Raw genomic sequence first — 22561 nt, 5'->3', positions numbered from 1 at the left:
TTAACCATGATCTACAATAGCGCAAAATTCTAACTCGACTATTTTCAGGAAGAGCTGCATGTACATGAGCACTGATGAGGTTCGTAACGCGTTCCTTAAGTTCTTTGAAAGCAAAGGACACCAAATCGTAGACAGTTCATCGTTGGTTCCGCATAACGATCCAACCCTGCTATTTACTAACGCAGGTATGAACCAATTTAAAGATTGCTTCTTAGGCGCCGAAAAGCGTGCCTACACACGAGCAACTACGGCTCAGCGTTGTGTACGTGCGGGTGGTAAACATAACGACTTAGAGAATGTTGGTTTTACAGCTCGTCACCACACTTTCTTCGAAATGCTCGGTAACTTCAGTTTTGGTGATTACTTCAAAGAAGACGCGATTGCGTTTGCTTGGGAGTTCCTGACTAAGACTCTTGGTCTACCAGAAGAGAAGCTACTGGTTACGGTATACGAAACAGATGACGAAGCATTCGAGATCTGGAACAAGAAAGTAGGCGTACCTGCTGACAAGATCGTTCGTATCGGCGATAAAGAAGGCGGTAAGAAGTTCGAGTCTGACAACTTCTGGACGATGGGTGATACAGGTCCTTGTGGTCCATGTACAGAAATCTTCTACGATCACGGTGAGCACATCTGGGGCGGTCGTCCTGGTACTCCAGAAGAAGACGGTGACCGTTTCATCGAGATCTGGAACAACGTATTCATGCAGTTTAACCGTCATGCAGATGGCACGATGGAGCCACTACCTAAGCCTGCTGTTGATACAGGTATGGGTATTGAGCGTATTTCTGCAATCATGCAAGGCGTTCATTCAAACTACGAAATCGATGTATTCCAAAAGCTAATTAAAGCGACGGCTGAGGTTGTCGGTCACGATGATCTGTCAAACCAGTCTCTACGCGTTATTGCTGACCACATCCGTTCTTGTTCATTCCTAATCGCTGATGGCGTTATGCCTTCAAACGAAGGTCGTGGTTACGTCCTACGCCGTATTATTCGTCGTGCCGTTCGTCACGGTAACAAGTTGGGTGCGCAAGGCGTATTCTTCCACAAACTTGTTGGTGTACTTGCTGAAGTGATGGGCAGCGCTGCAGAAGAACTTAAGAAACAGCAAGAGCTTGTTGAGAAAGTACTTCGCATCGAAGAGGAGAACTTTGGTCGTACACTAGAGCGCGGCATGGTTATTCTTAATGAAGCACTTGATGCACTTGAAGGCAAAGAGCTAGACGGTGAAACAGTCTTCAAACTTTACGATACTTACGGTTTCCCTGCTGACTTAACTAACGATGTGGCTCGTGAGCGTGACTTTACAATTGACGAAGCTGGCTTTGAGAAAGCGATGGAAGAGCAGCGCCAACGTGCTCGCGAAGCAGGCCAGTTTGGTACTGACTACAACGCAACGATCAAAACGGAAGCAGAGTCTGAGTTCTGTGGTTACACAGGTACCGAAGGTAAGAGTACTGTCGCTGAAATCTTCGTTGAGGGTGAAGTAGTAGAGTCTCTATCTGCAGGCGACAAAGCGATCATCATCCTTGGTGAAACACCATTCTATGCTGAGTCTGGCGGTCAATGTGGTGACGCTGGTGTGCTGAAGACTGAATCTGGTCTGTTTAAAGTAGAAGATACTCAGAAGTTAGGTAACGCAATTGCGCACCACGGTGTTCTTGCAGAAGGCGTTCTAGCGAAGGGTGATGAAGTACAAGCGACCGTTGATGCTGAGCGTCGTGCATCGATTTCTCTTAACCACTCTGCGACTCACTTATTACACGCAGCGCTACGTTCAGTACTTGGTGAACACGTTACGCAGAAAGGCTCGCTTGTTAAACCTGAAAACCTACGTTTTGACTTCTCACACCTAGAAGCGGTAACGTCAGCAGAGCTAAAAGAAGTTGAGCGCCTAGTGAATGCTCAAGTTCGTCGTAACCACGTTATTGAGACTAACGTAATGGACATCGAGTCAGCGAAGCAGAAAGGTGCAATGGCACTATTCGGCGAAAAGTATGATGATGAGGTTCGCGTTCTCTCAATGGGTGAGTTCTCTACCGAGCTTTGTGGTGGTATCCACGCATCAAACACGGGTGATATTGGCCTATTCAAGATCACTTCTGAAGGCGGTATTGCAGCAGGTATCCGTCGTATCGAAGCTGTAACAGGTGAAGCGGCACTAGATGCAATCGAAGCTCAACAAGCGAAGTTTGAAGAGAAGCTTGCAGAATCAGCGTCGAAAGCAAAATCGCTAGAGAAAGAAATTCAGAAGCTAAAAGACAAGATGGCGGCAGCTGAAAGCGCCAACATCATGGCGAAAGCTCAAGAGATCAACGGCGTTAAAGTGCTTATCGCAGGTATGGAAGGGGCGGATCCTAAGAACCTTCGTACTATGGTCGACAATGCTAAGAACCAAATGGGCAGCGGCGTTGTAATGATTGCCAATGTTAACGGTGACAAGATTGGCTTAATCGCGGGTGTAACTAAAGATCTTATCGGCAAAGTAAAAGCCGGTGACCTAGTTAAGATGGTTGCTGAGCAAGTTGGCGGTAAAGGTGGCGGTCGTCCTGATATGGCTCAAGCGGGTGGTACTGACGTTGCTGCTCTGCCTGAAGCAATGAAGACAGTTCAGCCATGGCTAGAAGAACGTCTTTAACTAAAAATTAAACGATTCTTACGCTCAATCAGTTATTTGATTGAGCGTAATTTTTTTCTGACAACCAAGTGCTTTAATTGATGCTCACAATGAACATCAAGTAAGTCACTTGGTTTTTGTTATAACTACTGCAAGCAATATTCAACATATTGAATGTGGTTCGAATGAGACTTTGGTCTTGGGAAGGTGAAGACTGGTGAAAAAGCCCCTTATCGTGCAAAAGTTTGGCGGAACTTCTGTGGGTTCAATAGAAAGAATCCATAAGGTTGCTGAACACATCATAAAGGCGAAAAATGATGGTAATCAAGTTGTCGTAGTCGTGTCGGCAATGTCTGGTGAAACAAACAGATTGATGGACTTGGCTAAACAGGTAGACAGAGTGCCTACCGCCAGAGAACTTGATGTTTTGCTCTCTGCTGGTGAACAGGTGTCGATGGCACTGCTTGCAATGGCTCTAAATAAACTAGGCTATGCAGCACGTTCACTTACCGGAGCACAGGCGTGTATTGTGACTGACAATCAGCATAATGACGCGACGATTAAACAAATTGATACGACCGCGATAACTCAACTCCTTGAACAGGATCAAGTTGTAATCGTCGCCGGTTTTCAAGGTGTGAATGATAACGGGGATATCACAACTCTTGGTCGAGGTGGCTCAGATACCAGTGCGGTAACACTTGCTGGAGCGCTTGAAGCGGATGAGTGCCAGATTTTTACTGATGTTGACGGTATTTATACTTGCGATCCGCGCGTGGTCGCCAATGCACAAAAATTAGATGTCATCGATTTCCCTTCGATGGAAGAGATGGCTCGTAAAGGGGCTAAAGTGTTGCACTTGCCTTCAGTCCAGTATGCATGGAAACACAATGTACCTTTGCGGGTATTATCTACATTCGATGTAAATGCTGGCAGCTTGGTTAAAGGTGAGGAGTGCCAGTCTGCAGTGTGTGGCGTTGCCATTCAACGCGATATGTGTTTGATCAGAATTGAAAAAGATGCCTTAGCCAGTATGAGAAAACAGTGTCAGATGCTGGGCGTCACAATTTGGAATGTGATCGAGCATGCAGAATGGATAGGTGTAGTGATAAAACACGACGCTTATGCAAAACTGGAACTGGTTTTCGGTGACAAAATCCGTAATAGTGAGTTAGTAAGCTTGTTAACAGCAGTTGGTCTACATGTCGAAGGACTGGTTGAAAGATCTTACGCGTTGTTGACGGAGCAGGGTATTGAGGTTGAGCACTACGCAGTCAATCCACAATCTTTGATGCTTGTCCTGTTACCAGAATGTGTCGACAAAGCGGCTAACATACTGCATGATGCTTACATAACTTCTGCGGAGGCAGTCGACTGCCGACAAAAACATGCCTTTTTAGGCTAGATTCGAGCCACAATAGAGTTTACGAAAATATAACTTTTGTTGGATAATAGCCGCGTAGCAAGATAAATCAGAGATTACTCAAGGAGCACAGAATGCTAATTTTAACTCGCCGCGTTGGCGAAACTCTAATGATCGGTGATGAAGTAACAGTAACTGTACTAGGTGTTAAAGGTAACCAAGTACGTATCGGTGTAAATGCACCGAAAGAAGTGTCTGTTCACCGTGAAGAAATCTACATGCGCATTCAGGCAGAAAAAGGTAATGGTAACGTTGCATCAGGCAACTACTAATTACACGAAGAGGCTGACATTTTGTCAGCCTTTTTTGTGCGACAAAGGCAACTAAACATAGGAAAAAGAGCGAATTAACATCGCTTTGATTAAATAGCCAACGGTTGAATGACTTTTTGCTATTTTTGCCAAGAAAATGTTTGACATATTTTTGGTAAATCGTAATATGTGCCTCCGCAAGACGGTGAGGTGGCCGAGAGGCTGAAGGCGCTCCCCTGCTAAGGGAGTATACGGTTTGTAGCCGTATCGAGGGTTCGAATCCCTCCCTCACCGCCATTCTTGCTTCTTCCTCGGAAGAATTGTTCTTCGGAACAGCTTTAAAACAACTTTCTTTAGCAAGAAAGTACAGCGCGTCCTTAGCTCAGCTGGATAGAGTACCTGGCTACGAACCAGGCGGTCGGAGGTTCGAATCCTCCAGGACGCGCCATAATTTCCTTACCAGGGAATAAAACGGTGAGGTGGCCGAGAGGCTGAAGGCGCTCCCCTGCTAAGGGAGTATACGGTTTGTAGCCGTATCGAGGGTTCGAATCCCTCCCTCACCGCCATTAATTGGCTTATGGCCAATTTTTTTGTTTTAAAGCCCTGTTGTTTCAAAGAGCTAGTGTGATATACTTCACATCTCTTGTTTTAGAGAACATTGCGCGTCCTTAGCTCAGCTGGATAGAGTACCTGGCTACGAACCAGGCGGTCGGAGGTTCGAATCCTCCAGGACGCGCCACTCTTTAGGGTTTCTTTTTATCAAAGCAATCCTGATATTGATCTAGAGTCGATATCAAAACTGCGCGTCCTTAGCTCAGCTGGATAGAGTACCTGGCTACGAACCAGGCGGTCGGAGGTTCGAATCCTCCAGGACGCGCCAATCTTTAGGGTTTCTTTTACCAAAGATATCCCGATATTGACCTAGAGTTGATATCAAAACTGCGCGTCCTTAGCTCAGCTGGATAGAGTACCTGGCTACGAACCAGGCGGTCGGAGGTTCGAATCCTCCAGGACGCGCCACTCTTTAGGGTTTCTTTTTATCAAAGCAATCCTGATATTGATCTAGAGTCGATATCAAAACCGCGCGTCCTTAGCTCAGCTGGATAGAGTACCTGGCTACGAACCAGGCGGTCGGAGGTTCGAATCCTCCAGGACGCGCCACTCTTTAGGGTTTCTTTTTATCAAAGTCATCCTGATATTGACCTAGAGTTGATATCAAAACCGTGCGTCCTTAGCTCAGCTGGATAGAGTACCTGGCTACGAACCAGGCGGTCGGAGGTTCGAATCCTCCAGGACGCGCCACTTATTTTAAAGCCCTGCTAGAAATAGCAGGGCTTTTTTGTTAACACTCTCGCAACATTGTTGAAACAATGAATTTACAAGTTATTGTTTCTTCGACTCTTTTCCTATTTCTTTTAAGCCTATTGCAGTAATGCACCATGTTTTGGCATAACGTCATAAAACACGCAGTTATTTATGCTTATATGAAGATGTATTGCAGATTTATGTGATTTGTGTGACGAATAATTCCCTAGATTTGTGCAATATCCTCAATAGCACCTTAAACAAAATTGACAAAGTTTAACCAATCGAGATAATCCTAGACCTCTTGTCAGGATTTTACTGCATGTTCTGGCAACAAGAGTGCTAGCAAGATGCTGGCTAAATTTAGCGTTGAGCGATGATAAAACACGATGTTTTTAGCGATATACCTAATGCTGTTGTCAGGATGACAAAGAAAGGATGCAAAAATGGATAATATTGGAAGCCTGCTAGTAGATGCTGCAACCCTGATGCTTACAGGGATGGCTGTAGTATTTATATTCCTCACTATTCTCGTCTATCTCGTTCGGTTGATGTCAAAACTGGTACCACAAGAAGTACCTGAGCCGATCGCGACACCTATTCAGAATAACAAAGTTCAATCACCATCTTCTGCTGTTAGCCCGAAGGTAGTTGCGGCGATCTCCGCAGCGGTACATCAGTATCGTACCTCTACCGCTAAGTAGCATTTGACAGGATTAAAAGGAGTTAATGAGCATGTCTAAACCACTAGCTTTAACGGACGTGGTCCTTCGTGACGCCCATCAATCGCTGTTTGCGACTCGTATGCGTCTAGAGGATATGTTACCTATCGCAGAGGAACTGGATAAAGTCGGTTACTGGTCTCTAGAAACATGGGGCGGTGCGACGTTTGATGCCTGTATTCGATTCTTAGGGGAAGACCCTTGGGAGCGTTTGCGTGCATTGAAAAAAGCGATGCCAAATACACCAATGCAAATGCTGCTGCGCGGCCAGAACTTACTGGGTTACCGCCACTACGCAGATGATGTGGTCGAAAAATTTGTTGAACGCGCCCATGCCAATGGTATGGATGTCTTTCGTATCTTCGATGCGATGAACGACGTGCGCAACTTTGAGAAGGCAGTAAAAGCAGCGGTCGATGTCGGCGCGCATGCTCAAGGTACGCTTTCTTATACTACTAGCCCAGTACACAATACAGATACTTGGGTGGATCTTGCTAAACGTCTTGAAGACCTTGGTTGTCACTCATTGTGTATCAAAGATATGTCAGGGTTGCTTAAGCCATATGAAGCGGAAGAGTTAATTACTCGCATCAAATCTTCTACTGATATTCCTTTAGCGCTTCATTGTCATGCAACAACAGGTCTATCAACAGCGACTGCTGTAAAAGCGGTAGAAGCTGGAGTCGATATCCTTGATACCGCTATCTCATCAATGAGCTGTACTTATGGTCATACACCAACAGAGACAGTGGTCGCTATGCTGCAAGGCACTGAGCGTGACACCAACCTTAAGCTTGATCAAATTGAGCCGATTGCTGCTTACTTCCGTGATGTTCGTAAGAAGTATGCCAAGTTTGAAGGTCAACTTAAGGGCGTTGACTCTCGTATCCTGATTGCTCAAGTGCCGGGTGGTATGTTGACCAATATGGAAGGTCAGCTCAAAGAGCAGGGCGCAGCTGATAAGCTCGATGAAGTTCTCGAAGAGATCCCACGCGTACGTCAGGATCTTGGCTACATTCCGCTCGTGACTCCAACCTCTCAAATCGTCGGTACCCAAGCGGTGATCAACGTATTGACTGGTGAACGCTATAAGAGCATTACCAAAGAAACAGCAGGTTTGCTGAAAGGTGAGTACGGTGCAGCACCAGCAGAAGTGAATGCAGAGCTGCAAGCCAAAGTACTGGAAGGCGCGGAGCCGATTACTTGTCGTCCGGCTGACTTGCTTGATTCAGAGATGAACTCGCTGACTGAAGAACTGCTGACTAAAGCGAAACAAGATGGCATTTCTCTCGCAGAAGATACGGTTGATGACGTGCTGACCTACGCGTTATTCCCACAAGTAGGTCTGAAGTTCCTTAAGAACCGCCGTAATCCAGAAGCCTTTGAGCCAGCACCATGGCTAGAAGAAGCGCCTGCTGCTCCTCAAGCTCAGCCTGCTCAAGATGGCATCGAAACTTACAGCGTTAAAGTTGATGGTCAGGTCTACGATGTTGAAGTTGGCCCACAAGGTCAGTTAACCTCAGTTGCTCCTTCAGCTGCAGCTCCGCAACAAGCGGCAGCGCCTGCAGCTGCACCAACGGGTAATTCGGAAACGGTTCCAGCTCCTCTTGCCGGTAACATCTTTAAGGTCCATGTCCAAAGTGGTGCACAAGTGGCTGAAGGTGACGTGTTACTGATCCTTGAAGCGATGAAGATGGAAACGGAAGTGCGCGCAGCGCGTGGTGGTATCATTCAAGATCTTCACGTCAAAGAGGGTGACTCTGTGACCGTTGGCGCTCCGCTACTGAGCTTAGCGTAAGGGAGTACCATGGAAGGATTAATGATCTTATGGTCAGAAACAGGGATCGCTAACTTTGAGTTTGGCCAGATCTGTATGATCTTGGTTGGTTGTGCACTGCTGTTTTTGGCTATTCGTAAAGGCTTCGAGCCATTACTTCTGCTGCCAATTGGTTTTGGCGCTATTTTAGCCAATATTCCCAATGCGGGTTTTACCGATGAAGGTGGCTTGCTTTACTACGTCTACTACGTAGGGATCGAGTCAGGGATCTTCCCGCTATTGATCTTTATGGGTGTAGGTGCAATGACCGATTTCGGTGCCTTAATCGCTAACCCAAAAACGCTTTGGTTAGGCGCCGCAGCGCAGTTTGGTATTTTCGCCACCCTATTCGGTGCGATCTTGCTTAACTATGTACCGGGCATGGAATTTAGCATGTCAGATGCGGCTTCAATCGCCATCATTGGTGGTGCAGACGGACCAACTGCTATCTTCTTGGCGAGCCAATTGTCACCGGATCTTTTGGGTGCGATAGCTGTTGCTGCATACAGCTACATGGCATTGGTGCCAATCATTCAGCCACCAATTATGAAGGCGTTAACATCGCCAGAAGAGCGCAAGATTCAGATGGCGCAGCTGCGTCATGTTAGTAAAGCTGAGAAGATTCTGTTCCCGCTCGCGGTATTGCTGATGACGATTCTGTTCCTGCCAGCGGCAACCCCTCTGGTTGGTATGTTCTGTCTTGGTAACTTGATGCGTGAGGCTGGAGTGGTCGATCGTTTATCCAAAACAGCGCAGAATGAGTTGATCAATATCGTAACCATCTTCCTTGGTCTTGGTGTTGGCTCTAAACTTCAAGCAGAAGAGTTCCTTAACGTTGAGACGTTAGGTATTTTGGCTTTAGGTGCGGTAGCCTTCAGTATTGGTACTGCTGGCGGTGTGCTTATGGCTAAACTGCTGAACAAGTTCTCTAAAGAAGATATTAACCCTCTTATTGGTGCGGCTGGGGTTTCAGCGGTACCAATGGCGGCGCGAGTGGTGAATAAAGTCGGCTTGGATTCCAACCCGCAAAACTTCCTACTGATGCACGCAATGGGCCCTAACGTAGCTGGTGTACTTGGTTCTGCTGTCGCCGCGGGTATTCTGCTGGCACTGGTTGGTTAATCGCCTTTAGCGTTAGTAATTGGTTAATTTGAGAGCAAGTGGTTAACTTGCTGCCAATAAATGGTATATATTCAAAGGGATGCTTTAGCATCCCTTTTTTGTACCGATAGGGAAATGAAGAAATGGAAAACAAACAAATCGCAATCTCTCAATTTGGTGACCCAGACGTTCTTGTTACTCAGACCTCACCGATACCACAGCCACAAGCAGGTGAAGTACTGGTCAAAGTACATTTTTCTGGCGTAAACCCTATCGATGTGAAAACACGAGCAGGGCTAGGCTGGGCCGCGTCTGAAAACAAAGACAACTTGCCTTGGGTACCAGGTTACGACGTCTCTGGTCAAGTCGCCTCTTTGGGCGAAAACAGTGAGCGATTCTCCGTGGGTGATAACGTAGCGGGCTTTGTTGGCTTTCCTCTTACTGGTGGTGGTTATAGCCAATATATTTGTGTGCCAGAAAACGCACTTAGCCTAGTGCCAGATTCTGTCACTTTAGAAGCGGCGGCAGCTTTACCTTTAGCTGGTCAAACAGCGGTTCAAGCCTTGGATAAGGCAGGTGTACATGAGGGGGATCGAGTACTGATTTTAGCTGGGGCAGGTGGCGTTGGTCATATTGCGATTCAAGTTGCTGTGGCAGCAAAAGCGGAGGTGTTTACTACCTGTAGTGAAGCTAACTTAGATTATATGGCAACATTAGGTGCCCATGCCGTCAACTACCAATTTGCACCTGTTTCAGAGCGTGTAGAGGAAGCCGATGTATTGATCGATCTGGTTGGTGGTGACGCAGCGCTTGATGCACTTAAATGTCTAAAAGACGGTGCTAAAGTCGTGACAGTTCCAACACTTACCGCTGAGCTTATCTGTGAGAAAGCCAAACTACTTGGCTTTGAAGCAACAGGTATGCTGGTTGATCCTAACCCAGAACAGCTCGATGCCTTATTGTATATGGTCAGCGTCGGCTTGGTGAAAACAGAGATCCAACAGGTTTATCCAATGACTGAAGTGGTCGAAGCACATAAACAGATTGAAACCGGTCACACGAGAGGCAAGGTTTTGCTTGATATGCAGTGCTAGAAGCGTTTAATAGCGCTTTTGAATCTTTCGCACTATGGTTTTCTGACTCGGCACTGTGGGTTCTGTTTCTAAGCGGCTTTCTCAGTGCCACTTTATTGCCTGGCGGTTCAGAAGCTGGCTTGATTGCCACATTAAGTCTCAATCAGTTTTCAACTCCCCTAATCATTCTTGTCGCCACTTTGGGTAATACGCTCGGTGGCTTGACCAACTTTTGGTTAGGTTTATGGTTACCAAACCGAACTCAAAATGAAAAACATGGTCATAAAGCTTTATTATGGCTCAATAAATACGGCTATTGGTCGCTTCTTTTTAGTTGGTTACCGATAATCGGTGACCCTTTATGTTTAGCCGCAGGTTGGCTTCGAATGCGCTTTTGGCCATGTTTCTGGCTTATATTGATTGGTAAGGCACTTCGATACTCATTACTTGCAGCAATTTTTTACGGATTTTTCTAAGGGGATGTCATGAGAAAGATATGGCTTGGTGCTATTTCTCTTGTCGCACTTTACGGTTGTAGTTCCAACAACCTCTCTTCTGTTTCATTTTTATCTTCATTGCCACAAGGCGTTACTCTCGTTGAAGAGGTGCCAGCTCAACCTGGTAAGGCAACAATCCCATACTCAAAATATCAATTGGATAATGGTCTGACGGTGATTCTATCGCCAGACAATTCCGATCCGTTAGTTCACCTCGATGTGACTTATCATGTTGGCTCAGCGCGTGAAGAAATTGGTAAGTCGGGTTTTGCCCACTTTTTTGAGCACATGATGTTCCAAGGTAGTGAAAATGTAGGTGATCAACAGCACTTTAAGATCATTACTGAAGCAGGTGGAACGCTGAATGGGACGACGAACCGAGATCGCACTAACTATTTTGAAACTGTGCCATCGAATCAGCTAGAGAAAATGCTCTGGCTTGAGTCTGACCGAATGGGCTTTTTGCTTGATGCCGTCTCACAACGTAAGTTTGAAATTCAGCGCGATACGGTTAAAAACGAACGTGCGCAGAACTATGACAACCGCCCTTATGGATTGATGTGGGAGCGAATGGGTGAAGCTATGTATCCAGAAGGCCACCCTTACTCTTGGCAAACTATCGGGTATGTTGAAGATCTAGATAGGGTCGATGTGAACGACCTTAAAGCTTTCTTTCTTCGTTGGTATGGCCCAAACAACGCAGTGCTAACCATAGGTGGTGACATTGACGTTGAGCAGACTTTAGAGTGGGTAAGCAAATATTTTGGTTCTATTCCTGCTGGGCCTGAAGTTGAGCGCGCACCTAAGCAACCAGCAAAACTGACAGAAGATCGTTACATCACACTAGAAGATCGTATTCAGCAACCGATGTTGATGATTGGCTGGCCGACGAAATACAACGGGGCTGAAGAGCAGGCGTCGATCAATGCGCTGGCTAACGTGTTAGGCAGCGGGGCAAACAGTCTGCTTTATCAAAAGCTAGTGAAGACCCAAAAGGCGGTAGATGCAGGAGCTTTCCAAGATTGTGCAGAGTTGGCTTGTACTTTCTATGTATATGCGATGGCACCATCTGGAGAAAAAGGCGCACTTAAACCTCTGTATCAGGAGTTGATGCAAACTCTGGATGAATTTGAAGCGAAAGGTGTCGATGAGGCGCGACTAGAGCAGATAACTGGAATGGCAGAAGCTAATGCAGTATTTGCGTTGCAAAGCGTTCGTGGCAAGGTGACTCAACTTGCTTCCAACGAAACCTTCTTCGATACGCCAGATCGGATTCAGACCCAATTAAAGCAAATCCGAGCGGTGACACCAGAGTCAGTAATGGCGGCATACAAAGCCTATGTAAACGGTCATCATAAAGTGGCACTTAGTGTCGTTCCGCGTGGAAAAACTGAACTAGCGGCTAAACAGGCTACCTTTGTTACGCCACCGAGAACTCTGCCAGAGTATCAAAAAGTGACCGAAGATCAGTTAGCTTATCGTCGTGCGACAGATACCTTTGACCGCTCTGAGATGCCTGAAGTCGCTCAGGGGGTGAAAGCTCAAATGCCACAGCTGTATCACCTCTACTTCGACAATGGTGCTGAGTTACTTGGCACGGTCAGTTCTGAAACGCCAACCGTTCAACTGAATATCAGTTTCCCTGCCGGAGAACGCTATGTAGTGAAAGGTAAAGAGGGGCTAGCCAACTTAACTGCTGCGATGATGCAAGAGGCGACACTCGACTCTAGCTTGGAAGAGCTGCAAGCTAGGTTAGATACCTTAGGTAGTACGGTTTCTATTGATGCGGGTAACTATACCACGGGTATTTCCGTCTCCAGTTTGGAAAAGAACCTTACCGAAACGCTGAAGATCGTTGAGGAAGTGTTATTCAAACCGGCTTTCCGTCAAGAGGACTTCGATCGCTTGAAGAAACAGATGTTAGAAGGTTTGGTTTATCAGCATCAAAAGCCAAGTTGGATGGCTTCTCAGGCGACGCGACAAGTTCTTTTTGCTGGCTCGATTTATCAACGCTCCAATGATGGTACAGAAGCCTCTGTATCTAGCTTAACCTTAGATGACGTTAAAGACTTCTATAAACAGCATTACACGCCACAAGGTGCGCAAATTGTGGTGGTCGGCGACATTAACAAACGCCAAGTGAAAAAAGAACTGGCCTTTATTGACAACTGGCAAGGTGAGTTTGCTCCTTTGTTAAGGCCGCAATTGGTGAAACCACTCGAACAGCAGAAGATCTACCTGATAGATAAACCGGGTGCTCCGCAAAGTGTGGTACGCATGGTTCGTCAAGGGTTACCGTTTGATGCGACAGGAGAAGTGTATTTAACGCAGTTAGCTAACTTTAACTTAGCGGGTAACTTCAATAGTCGTGTTAACCAAAATTTGCGTGAAGATAAAGGCTACACTTATGGTGCAAGCGGTTATCTCGCGGCAAATCGAGAAGTCGGCGCGATAATTTTCTCAGCGCAAGTTCGTGCAGACTCTACGGTGCCATCAATTGTCGAGATGCAAAAAGAGCTCGAGGATTACAGCAAAAATGGCATGACCGATGATGAAATGAAATTTTTGCGCTTAGCGGTCGGTCAACAAGATGCGTTAAAGTATGAAACGCCTTCACAGAAAACAGGACTACTTAATAGTATTCTGGCATATAGCTTGGATGAAGATTACCTCAAGCAGAGAAATGAGATCGTAGAAACCGTTAGTAAGAAGACCTTAGATGGGCTAGCAAGCAAATGGTTTGCTCCTGATGAGTACCAGATTATTGTGGTAGGTGATGCGAAAACGTTAAAGCCTCAGCTAGAAAGTTTACAGATTCCGATAGAAGAGCTTGAAATCATCCGCTAGAGTACACATAACATAGTGCATAGCTAAAGGGTGACTTTGGTCACCCTTTATAATTTGTTTAGCCAGTTTGGTATCACAACCAAACTACAGATATAAGCGAACCTCATTTTGACTGAATTTGCTGCGCGACTGGAGCGAGTTGCACAAAACCAAGAAGTATTTAAGAGTTTTGGACGTGGTGTGGAGCGTGAGACGCTGCGATACCACCAAGATGGACATCTCGCAACAACCCCTCATCCGGTTGAGCTAGGCTCGGCTTACGCTAATAATTGGATAACCACTGACTTTTCTGAGTCGCTGCTGGAGTTTATTACGCCTGTATCAAGTAACATCTCCACCTTAACTGCTCAGTTAGAGGATATTCATCACTTTACTCAAACTAAGCTGGGTGAAGAGAAAATGTGGCCACTTTCTATGCCTTGTTATGTAGGTAGCGAAGATGACATCAATCTGGCGCAGTACGGTTCATCTAACTCTGGAAAAATGAAAACGCTGTATCGAGAAGGCCTCAAGCATCGCTACGGCAGCTTGATGCAAATTATCTCTGGTGTTCATTTTAATTTTTCATTCCCTGAGTCTTTTTGGGAGCAGTTATTTGGTGAGCAGAGTGATGAAGACAGACAAGATAGCAAGTCTGAAGCTTATTTCGGTCTGATCCGAAACTACTACCGTTTTGGTTGGTTAATTCCTTATTTCTTTGGCGCTTCACCGGCTTTATGTGGTTCATTTATTCAAGGGCGCGAAACCAATCTACCATTTGAAAGTATTGGCGGCACGCTGTATCTACCTCACGCAACTTCATTACGCTTGAGCGATCTTGGTTACACCAACAGTGCGCAAAGTGCTCTGAAGATTGGCTTCAACAGCCTCGACGAGTATTTGGAAGGGTTGAACAAAGCGATTCGTACCCCGTCGCCAGAGTTTGCGGAAATAGGCGTTAAGGTTGAAGGTGAGTATCGTCAGCTGAATAGTAATGTACTCCAGATCGAAAATGAGCTTTATGCGCCAATTCGTCCTAAGCGTGTGGCTAAGGCAGGCGAAAAACCATCAGAAGCGTTAGCTCGTGGTGGCGTGGAATATATCGAAGTTCGTTCTCTTGATGTAAACCCATATAGCGCAATTGGTATCAATGAGGATCAAGTTCGCTTCTTAGACCTATTTTTGACATGGGCAGCGTTAACAGAATCAGAGCCGATGGATCACTGCGAACAGGCTTGTTGGCGCGAGAACTGGAATAAAGTTATCGTAGAAGGCCGTAAACACGGTTTAGAGCTGCAAATCGGTTGTAAAGGTGAGATTCTAACGCTACAAGATTGGGCAAAGCGCGTGTTTGTTGAGTTGACCCAAATCGCTGAGAAAATGGATGCGGCGAATGGCGGTAACGAATATCAGGCGGTTTGCTACAAACTGCTTTCGTGGATTGATAACCCAGAGCAAACCATTTCTGGTCAGTTACTTGAAGATACCAAGCGCTTTGGTGGTTTAGGTAAAGTTGGCTGTGAATTTGGTAAAGAGTACCGTCAACAGCACCTTGGTCATCAGTATCGTCTCTATAGTGAGTCTGAGATGGAGCACGAAGTAGAGCGTTCTCGTGTTGCTCAGACAGAAGCAGAAGCAGCAGACACACAGAGCTTTGATCAATTCCTCGAAGAGTACTTCGCTTACTTAAAAGCTTAAGGTAGCAAAGTGATAAGGACGTTAGTTGTCATCCTTAGCTTGGTGGTGTTAGGTGGTTGTGCCACTGCACCACCAAAAAATCAGACCAACCTGTGCGAAATATTTCGTGAAAAGCCAGATTGGTATGATGATGCGCTAGACATGCAAGAAGAGTGGGGAACCCCTATTCAGGTCGCAATGGCATTTATCAAGCAAGAAAGCAGCTTTCGCCATGATGCTAGACCACCGAAAGACTATATTTTAGGTGTCATTCCTTGGGGACGAGTGAGCAGTGCTTATGGTTATGCACAAGCTCAAGACCCTGCATGGGAAGATTTCCAGAAGGCGACCAATCATGGTGGTTCGAGAACCGATTTTTCAGACGCAATAATGTTTGTGGGTTGGTATACTGATGCCACGCAGAAGCAGCTGGGCGTTTCTAAATGGGATGCCTACAATCAATATCTTGCCTATCATGAAGGACGCGGAGGCTTTAAAAGAAAAAGCTACCAAAGTAAGCCCTCATTGGTGAAAGTCGCTCGTAAAGTGGAGCAACAAGCAAAGGATTATGGTTGGCAACTCAAGCAGTGCCGACAAGAATTAGAAGACAACAGAAGCTGGTTCTTTTAAGAGCAGTAAACATGGAGAAGTACAATGCCGTTATTAGATAGTTTTACCGTAGACCACACAAGAATGAATGCACCTGCCGTCCGTGTAGCAAAAACCATGACGACACCTAAAGGTGACACCATTACGGTATTTGACCTACGCTTTACCGCACCAAATAAAGATATCTTGTCAGAGAAAGGGATTCATACTTTAGAGCATCTTTACGCGGGCTTTATGCGTAATCACTTGAATGGCGATGCTGTGGAGATTATCGATATCTCTCCAATGGGCTGTCGTACGGGCTTTTACATGAGCCTGATTGGTACGCCGCAAGAGCAGCAAGTTGCCGATGCTTGGCTATCTGCAATGCAAGACGTGTTAAAAGTAGAAAGCCAAAACAAAATCCCAGAGCTGAATGAGTACCAATGTGGTACGGCGGCTATGCACTCGCTAGATGAAGCGAAACAGATTGCTGAAGCTATTCTTGCTGCCGGAGTTTCGGTTAACAAAAATGATGAGTTAGCGCTGCCAGAAGAGATGCTAAAAGAGCTTAAAATAGACTAGCTATCGCATAAAAGCGAAAGGGAAAGCATTTCGCTTTCCCTTTTTTGTATGTACTTAACCAGACGCTAGTTAGCTTTTGGTAGGACGACGACTTGGGTCTTTGCCCAAATATCGTGAAAACCTCGTTTTTTAGGGTCGATTGGTACAGTCAAATTCGCTAGGCCAAAACCTGAAGTACCTATGCGAATCAACGCCTGAGTCACTGTCACCGGAGAGCCATCATTACTGCGCATGTGCAATTTCCATGCTCGCATCCCCAATGTTTGGCCTGCGCGAGTCCAGAAAAAGACAAAGAAGTAGATCCAAACAAAGGCTAAGTAAGCAGTATAAACAGGGCTCCAAATTGGATGATTAGTTAGGAAATCACTTACATCCTCATACCCACCAAGACCAAATAGTCCCATTGCCATCAATGCATGTAAAATTGCGACGACAACACCCGCCGCCATCATTTCTACGGCAATGATAATTAATCCATCATATAACAGCGCACCAAGGCGGCGAAAAAGCCCTGCTGGGGGCAATGCCTCTGTTGCAGACATAACACTCACTTACTTAGAACAAAATAAGTCGACAGAATATAGTGTCACCAATGTCCTGAAAAGAGAGTTTCCCCACAGACTTTTCAATTCGTGAAGTGAGAGCAATGGATAGCCATCATAAGATCAGTATTTGTCATTTTTCTCTGATACCACTTTATCTCTGATTTCACTGATGACTAGCCATATTTGATTCACTAAGTCCGGATTAGAATTTGCAAAACTCTGGTTAAAAATAAGGAAGTAATCTTTCGTCGTAATCGCGGGAAGAACTTGTTCGATTTCATCAGACCATGGCTTATCTCTAAGGTATTCTTGAGCGATGGTGTTTTGGATCGCAATTGCCTCTATTCGTCGTGATCTCAGCATAGCAAAAAGCTGCTCGGTGTTTTTAGCCTCGTGTACTTTGATTTTGTTTTGCCTGAGTTTGTTTGTGATTGAAAATCCAAGATGTGCCGCGATGAAGTTGTTTTCAAGTTTTGAGAAGTTAGAACCGTCCCATTCTAGAGGTTGCTCTTTGAGTTTATAGAAGTAGTACCCAAGTGTTGCGATACGCTTTTCGCTATCTGGATTTGTGTCTTTCATCGGGTATTGTGCGTATTGGGCTCTAGTAGAGTTGTACGAAAATATAAATCCGCCATCGACGTCACCACTCTCGATGTAATCAAGTACTCTTTTTCCGGGTAATCGAAAGTATTCAATTTCTATGTTTAATTGCACGGCGACTTGATTAAGGATATCTAAAGATAAGCCAGGAGGCTCTGGAGTATTGTTGCCGTTACCAAGTTGATACGGGTAAGACTCAATATCTGAATACGCAAGGTTTATCGTGGTAGCGAAAGCAATAGAAGAGTAGAGCAAACAAAAAGTAAATAAGTGAGTATTCAACAATCTCATGAATTACGCCTACTGTGAGAGTCGTACTTAAAGTGATAAAGCTTTTCACCCTTTACAGGTGCGCAATAACACCTACTTACAGCCATACCGATGCCTTAAAGCGGAGCAGCTAAAACACCTACTAACGTAACGAACAAGACAAAAATTGCAGAAACGTGGCTAATTTATCAGCAAACAACGGTTATCTAAGGTTTTTCTCCTTGCAGAGCTTAAATGCATACGTATAATGCGAAGCATCAAAGGACAAAGTCCTAAGATGCCGGTGTGGTGAAATTGGTATACACGACGGATTCAAAATCCGTTGCCTTCGGGCGTGGCGGTTCAAGTCCGCCCACCGGTACCATACATAGAAAGGTCGCTTTTATAGCGGCCTTTCGTCGTTTTGGGGCTTATATTTACTGAGTAACCTTGTTCAAACTCCCGCGCCTAAAAGCTATTTTTCTGAACTGACCATTCTTCCGTCTGATCTCTTGAAAAATCTTTAAGTCTTCTAAATAGCCCTTTCGAAAAGCTCTCGAACACAATGGACCAGCTTATTTAACTCTAGTCCAACTAATGAAATACCGAAAATGAACAACCTGCCTACCGATTTACTAGCCTTTTAGAACATAGCAGCGCCATTACTATTCTTAATCAAGAGACCAAAACGGTTGTTAGGGCAATGAATCTTTCTTGTGTCTGTTCCTAAATGCTTAGAGCATTTGAGTTCTTGGCGTTGAGTAACAGTTTTTACTGAAAAAGCTAAAATTTTCTGCTAGTTAGAAAAAGGTTGTCTATCTTTAAAATAACAACATGGAGATAGAAAATGTATCAACTTACCCCTTACTTATTTTTTGCTGGCCGTTGTGAAGAGGCGCTTGATTTTTACCACAAATGTTTTGCTGGCGTTGTTGTAACAAAACAGCTTTTTAAAGATGCACCCCAGCAAATAGAAGGGGCGGATCCTAACTGGGTAATGCACGCGGAATTCGAAGCGTTTGGCATGAAGTTGATGCTCTCTGACGGAATTTTGGCTCAAGAACGCAGTGGTAATAACATTGCTCTTGCGATTGTGCTGACCGATCTTGATGAGCAGGCGCGTGTGTTTGACAAGCTGTCTCACGGTGGACATATCATGATGCCACTTGCCGATGCGCCGTGGGGAGCACGTTTTGGCAAAGTAGAAGATAAGTTCGGAGTTCGTTGGATACTTAACTGTGATTTAGTCAGATAACAAAAGTATACAATCTGACGTGTTATTGAGCTCTCATTAACATTCACTCGTGATGAATTCAGTTTTTCAATCATCTAAAATTATAAATTGGTTAGTAAAAGATAAGTTGTATATAGATCGTGGCCAGCATCAAGATAACAGTAGATAGACTACAGCCAGGGTTGCATATTCGACTTCCGGTCAAATGGAATGAGCACCCCTTCTTATTTAATAGTTTTAAGATAAAAGACGAAGACCAGATCCGCATGATTCGCCATTTGGGGATTAAACACGTCTTTATTAACACCTCTCAGAGTGATACTCAGCCTTTACCTGTGGCCGAAGAAAAAGCGAGTGAGGGGGTAGAACAAGTTTTGCATGAAGAAATCGATCTAGAGGCGCAAAAACTTTGGAAAGAAAAGCAAGATAGAATCGAAAAGTTAAGTGCTTACCGTCGACGTGTCATTAATTGTGAAAAAGAGTTTGAACGTTCTCTATCAAGAATGAGAGCGGTGATGAACAAGATTCGTAACCGTCCGGAACAAGCCGTCGATGAAGCAAGCCAATTAGTAAATGATATCGTCGACAAGTTGTTGAGCGATGACAATGTCACACTTCATCTTATGAATGGCAAAAGCGAGTTTGAAGATATCTATTTCCATTCTCTCAATGTATCTGTCGTTGCAATGATGATCGCGAAGGCAAAGCAGTTAAGTGCAGATCAGATAAAAGAGGTGGCGTTTGCTTCGCTTTTCCATGATATGGGCAAAGTAAAAGTACCGACCGCAATATTACGAAAACCGACGCGTTTAACTGAACCTGAAAAAAACTATCTTAAATTGCATACCAAGTATGGTTTGGAAATCGCAGCCAATATGGATAGCTTTCCCGAAAGTGCCAGAACAGTGATTGCTCAGCACCATGAGCTGAACGATGGCTCCGGTTACCCTGAAGGCTTGAAAGAAGGTCAAATTGATGAACTTACTCAGATAGTCTCTGTAGCAAATGCGTATGACAACTTGTGCCATAGCAATATCCCCTCGGAACAAAAAATTCCGTATGTTGCGCTTTCCCACTTATATAAGAACTGTAAGCATCAGTATAATAATGAGAACTTGAGCCTCTTAATTAAGTTTATGGGAATCTACCCGCCAGGAACGGTAGTGCAGCTATCGAATGATATGGTCGGTTTAGTGATTTCGGTAAATGCGCAAAACATCCTTCACCCTAATGTGCTGATTTATGATCCGTCGGTACCTAGAACGCAAGCCCCGATTATTGACTTGGCAGAGAAAGATATAAAGATAGTTAATGCCATACTACCGACCAAATTGCCGGATAAAGTGAGAGAGTATCTAAACCCACGCTCACGAATTTCCTATTTCTTCGACTCTGATGAGTAGTTATACACAGGATCTTGTGAGTAAGTTCTGATTAAATTGAGTGTAAAGTGGGTGTAATTTAAGATCTGATTGATAAGTGTTCAGTCAGGCTTTTTTTATGAAAAAAACGTGTTTTTTTACTTGCCTTCAAAACGGAACTCCCTATAATGCGCTTCCACTGACACGGCAGACGCCACAAGGCTTCAGCAAATGTCAGAGAGGTAAAAAGCTTCTGAGAAATAAATTTGAAAAAGTGTTTGACTCTTCAAATTAACTCGCTAGAATGCACCTCCGCTTTGAGAGAAAGTTTCTCACAAAGCAAAGTTCTTTAACAATATAAACCTATCAATCTGTGTGGGCACTCGTTGATGATAATCCAATTAGAAACTTCGGTTTCAAATTAGGTTTCAATGATACGAAGTGACCATTCGAATTGGGAAGCAGCCTTGAGCTGTTTTGTTTCACTTTTTCAAAAGTGAAAACCAATAAGAGCACAGTCAATTCAAACATTACTTTATGTAATGTTCAGTATTCATTGAGCCGACAAAATCTTAAATTGAAGAGTTTGATCATGGCTCAGATTGAACGCTGGCGGCAGGCCTAACACATGCAAGTCGAGCGGAAACGAGTTAACTGAACCTTCGGGGAACGCTAACGGCGTCGAGCGGCGGACGGGTGAGTAATGCCTGGGAAATTGCCCTGATGTGGGGGATAACCATTGGAAACGATGGCTAATACCGCATAATAGCTTCGGCTCAAAGAGGGGGACCTTCGGGCCTCTCGCGTCAGGATATGCCCAGGTGGGATTAGCTAGTTGGTGAGGTAAGGGCTCACCAAGGCGACGATCCCTAGCTGGTCTGAGAGGATGATCAGCCACACTGGAACTGAGACACGGTCCAGACTCCTACGGGAGGCAGCAGTGGGGAATATTGCACAATGGGCGCAAGCCTGATGCAGCCATGCCGCGTGTATGAAGAAGGCCTTCGGGTTGTAAAGTACTTTCAGCAGTGAGGAAGGTTCATGCGTTAATAGCGTATGGATTTGACGTTAGCTGCAGAAGAAGCACCGGCTAACTCCGTGCCAGCAGCCGCGGTAATACGGAGGGTGCGAGCGTTAATCGGAATTACTGGGCGTAAAGCGCATGCAGGTGGTTTGTTAAGTCAGATGTGAAAGCCCGGGGCTCAACCTCGGAATTGCATTTGAAACTGGCAGACTAGAGTACTGTAGAGGGGGGTAGAATTTCAGGTGTAGCGGTGAAATGCGTAGAGATCTGAAGGAATACCGGTGGCGAAGGCGGCCCCCTGGACAGATACTGACACTCAGATGCGAAAGCGTGGGGAGCAAACAGGATTAGATACCCTGGTAGTCCACGCCGTAAACGATGTCTACTTGGAGGTTGTGGCCTTGAGCCGTGGCTTTCGGAGCTAACGCGTTAAGTAGACCGCCTGGGGAGTACGGTCGCAAGATTAAAACTCAAATGAATTGACGGGGGCCCGCACAAGCGGTGGAGCATGTGGTTTAATTCGATGCAACGCGAAGAACCTTACCTACTCTTGACATCCAGAGAACTTTCCAGAGATGGATTGGTGCCTTCGGGAACTCTGAGACAGGTGCTGCATGGCTGTCGTCAGCTCGTGTTGTGAAATGTTGGGTTAAGTCCCGCAACGAGCGCAACCCTTATCCTTGTTTGCCAGCGAGTAATGTCGGGAACTCCAGGGAGACTGCCGGTGATAAACCGGAGGAAGGTGGGGACGACGTCAAGTCATCATGGCCCTTACGAGTAGGGCTACACACGTGCTACAATGGCGCATACAGAGGGCGGCCAACTTGCGAAAGTGAGCGAATCCCAAAAAGTGCGTCGTAGTCCGGATCGGAGTCTGCAACTCGACTCCGTGAAGTCGGAATCGCTAGTAATCGTGGATCAGAATGCCACGGTGAATACGTTCCCGGGCCTTGTACACACCGCCCGTCACACCATGGGAGTGGGCTGCAAAAGAAGTGGGTAGTTTAACCTTCGGGAGGACGCTCACCACTTTGTGGTTCATGACTGGGGTGAAGTCGTAACAA

The 22561-nt window shown here is 45.4% G+C and carries 16 protein-coding genes, 9 tRNA genes and 1 rRNA gene; 24 read left to right on the top strand and 2 right to left on the bottom strand.

From position 1 onward, the window contains the following. Positions 1-58: 58 nt before the first annotated feature. The 20 genes from alaS to luxS all read left to right on the top strand — a co-directional run bounded on the left by alaS (position 59) and on the right by luxS (position 16484). Positions 59-2641, top strand: a complete 2583-nt coding sequence (gene alaS, locus AC6R16_RS18435; RefSeq protein ID WP_500675376.1) for an alanine--tRNA ligase — start codon at positions 59-61, stop codon at positions 2639-2641. A 196-nt stretch (positions 2642-2837) separates the two neighbouring features. Further along, positions 2838-4025: an aspartate kinase gene (locus AC6R16_RS18430; protein WP_500675375.1), complete on the top strand. Its 1188-nt coding sequence runs from the start codon at positions 2838-2840 to the stop codon at positions 4023-4025. Positions 4026-4117: 92 nt separating this feature from the next. After that, entirely contained in the window at positions 4118-4315 is a 198-nt protein-coding gene (gene csrA, locus AC6R16_RS18425) for a carbon storage regulator CsrA (protein ID WP_004415691.1), read from the top strand. A 183-nt stretch (positions 4316-4498) separates the two neighbouring features. Next, a tRNA-Ser gene (locus AC6R16_RS18420) sits at positions 4499-4591 on the top strand. A 74-nt stretch (positions 4592-4665) separates the two neighbouring features. Beyond that, a tRNA-Arg gene (locus AC6R16_RS18415) sits at positions 4666-4742 on the top strand. Between the two features lie 25 nt (positions 4743-4767). Beyond that, a tRNA-Ser gene (locus tag AC6R16_RS18410) sits at positions 4768-4860 on the top strand. A 96-nt stretch (positions 4861-4956) separates the two neighbouring features. Beyond that, positions 4957-5033: transfer RNA gene (locus tag AC6R16_RS18405), tRNA-Arg, on the top strand. Between the two features lie 64 nt (positions 5034-5097). Beyond that, a tRNA-Arg gene (locus tag AC6R16_RS18400) sits at positions 5098-5174 on the top strand. A 63-nt stretch (positions 5175-5237) separates the two neighbouring features. Continuing rightward, positions 5238-5314 (top strand) — tRNA-Arg (locus AC6R16_RS18395). A 64-nt stretch (positions 5315-5378) separates the two neighbouring features. Continuing rightward, a tRNA-Arg gene (locus tag AC6R16_RS18390) sits at positions 5379-5455 on the top strand. 64 nt (positions 5456-5519) lie between these two features. Beyond that, positions 5520-5596, top strand: a tRNA-Arg gene (locus AC6R16_RS18385). 449 nt (positions 5597-6045) lie between these two features. Next, a complete protein-coding gene (locus AC6R16_RS18380; RefSeq protein ID WP_004748148.1) occupies positions 6046-6303 on the top strand; it encodes an oxaloacetate decarboxylase subunit gamma in 258 nt (85 codons plus the stop codon). A gap of 31 nt (positions 6304-6334) precedes the next feature. Further along, positions 6335-8119 (top strand): sodium-extruding oxaloacetate decarboxylase subunit alpha, encoded by a 1785-nt coding sequence (oadA, locus tag AC6R16_RS18375; RefSeq protein ID WP_500675374.1) that lies wholly within the window; start codon positions 6335-6337, stop codon positions 8117-8119. Between the two features lie 9 nt (positions 8120-8128). Then, the gene (locus tag AC6R16_RS18370; RefSeq protein WP_500675373.1) at positions 8129-9259 is read left to right on the top strand and encodes a sodium ion-translocating decarboxylase subunit beta; all 1131 of its coding nucleotides are present in this window, start codon (positions 8129-8131) and stop codon (positions 9257-9259) included. A 122-nt stretch (positions 9260-9381) separates the two neighbouring features. Further along, the gene (locus AC6R16_RS18365) at positions 9382-10332 is read left to right on the top strand and encodes an NADP-dependent oxidoreductase (RefSeq protein ID WP_500675372.1); all 951 of its coding nucleotides are present in this window, start codon (positions 9382-9384) and stop codon (positions 10330-10332) included. Continuing rightward, positions 10326-10787, top strand: a complete 462-nt coding sequence (locus AC6R16_RS18360; RefSeq protein WP_004748154.1) for a YqaA family protein — start codon at positions 10326-10328, stop codon at positions 10785-10787. The genes AC6R16_RS18365 and AC6R16_RS18360 overlap by 7 nt, the downstream gene beginning before the upstream one ends. 9 nt (positions 10788-10796) lie before the next feature. Further along, the gene (locus AC6R16_RS18355) at positions 10797-13655 is read left to right on the top strand and encodes a M16 family metallopeptidase (protein ID WP_500675371.1); all 2859 of its coding nucleotides are present in this window, start codon (positions 10797-10799) and stop codon (positions 13653-13655) included. Positions 13656-13763: 108 nt separating this feature from the next. Beyond that, positions 13764-15332 carry a glutamate--cysteine ligase gene (gene gshA, locus AC6R16_RS18350; RefSeq protein WP_500675370.1) on the top strand — a complete coding sequence of 523 codons (1569 nt, stop codon included), beginning with the start codon at positions 13764-13766 and terminating at the stop codon, positions 15330-15332. A 9-nt stretch (positions 15333-15341) separates the two neighbouring features. After that, positions 15342-15941, top strand: coding sequence for a transglycosylase SLT domain-containing protein (locus AC6R16_RS18345; RefSeq protein ID WP_500640532.1), 600 nt, complete (start codon positions 15342-15344; stop codon positions 15939-15941). Between the two features lie 24 nt (positions 15942-15965). Continuing rightward, positions 15966-16484 carry an S-ribosylhomocysteine lyase gene (gene luxS / locus AC6R16_RS18340; RefSeq protein ID WP_171325048.1) on the top strand — a complete coding sequence of 173 codons (519 nt, stop codon included), beginning with the start codon at positions 15966-15968 and terminating at the stop codon, positions 16482-16484. Positions 16485-16549: 65 nt separating this feature from the next. On the opposite strand, the gene AC6R16_RS18335 is transcribed toward luxS, so the two are convergent. Then, positions 16550-17026: an RDD family protein gene (locus tag AC6R16_RS18335; RefSeq protein ID WP_500640533.1), complete on the bottom strand. Its 477-nt coding sequence runs from the start codon at positions 17024-17026 to the stop codon at positions 16550-16552. A 123-nt stretch (positions 17027-17149) separates the two neighbouring features. Next, positions 17150-17920: a substrate-binding periplasmic protein gene (locus AC6R16_RS18330; RefSeq protein ID WP_500675369.1), complete on the bottom strand. Its 771-nt coding sequence runs from the start codon at positions 17918-17920 to the stop codon at positions 17150-17152. Positions 17921-18178: 258 nt separating this feature from the next. Here AC6R16_RS18330 and AC6R16_RS18325 point away from each other — a divergent pair. The 4 genes from AC6R16_RS18325 to AC6R16_RS18310 all read left to right on the top strand — a co-directional run. After that, positions 18179-18263: transfer RNA gene (locus tag AC6R16_RS18325), tRNA-Leu, on the top strand. Between the two features lie 462 nt (positions 18264-18725). Then, complete coding sequence (locus AC6R16_RS18320; protein WP_500675368.1) at positions 18726-19133, top strand: VOC family protein; 408 nt, start codon at positions 18726-18728, stop codon at positions 19131-19133. Between the two features lie 119 nt (positions 19134-19252). Continuing rightward, complete coding sequence (locus AC6R16_RS18315; RefSeq protein ID WP_500640537.1) at positions 19253-20515, top strand: HD-GYP domain-containing protein; 1263 nt, start codon at positions 19253-19255, stop codon at positions 20513-20515. Positions 20516-21047: 532 nt separating this feature from the next. Next, positions 21048-22561 (top strand): 16S ribosomal RNA (locus tag AC6R16_RS18310); the annotation flags it as partial.

Source organism: Vibrio sp. R10-SG3-ISO10 (assembly GCF_059834185.1).
This window is presented reverse-complemented; position numbering and strand designations above follow the sequence as displayed.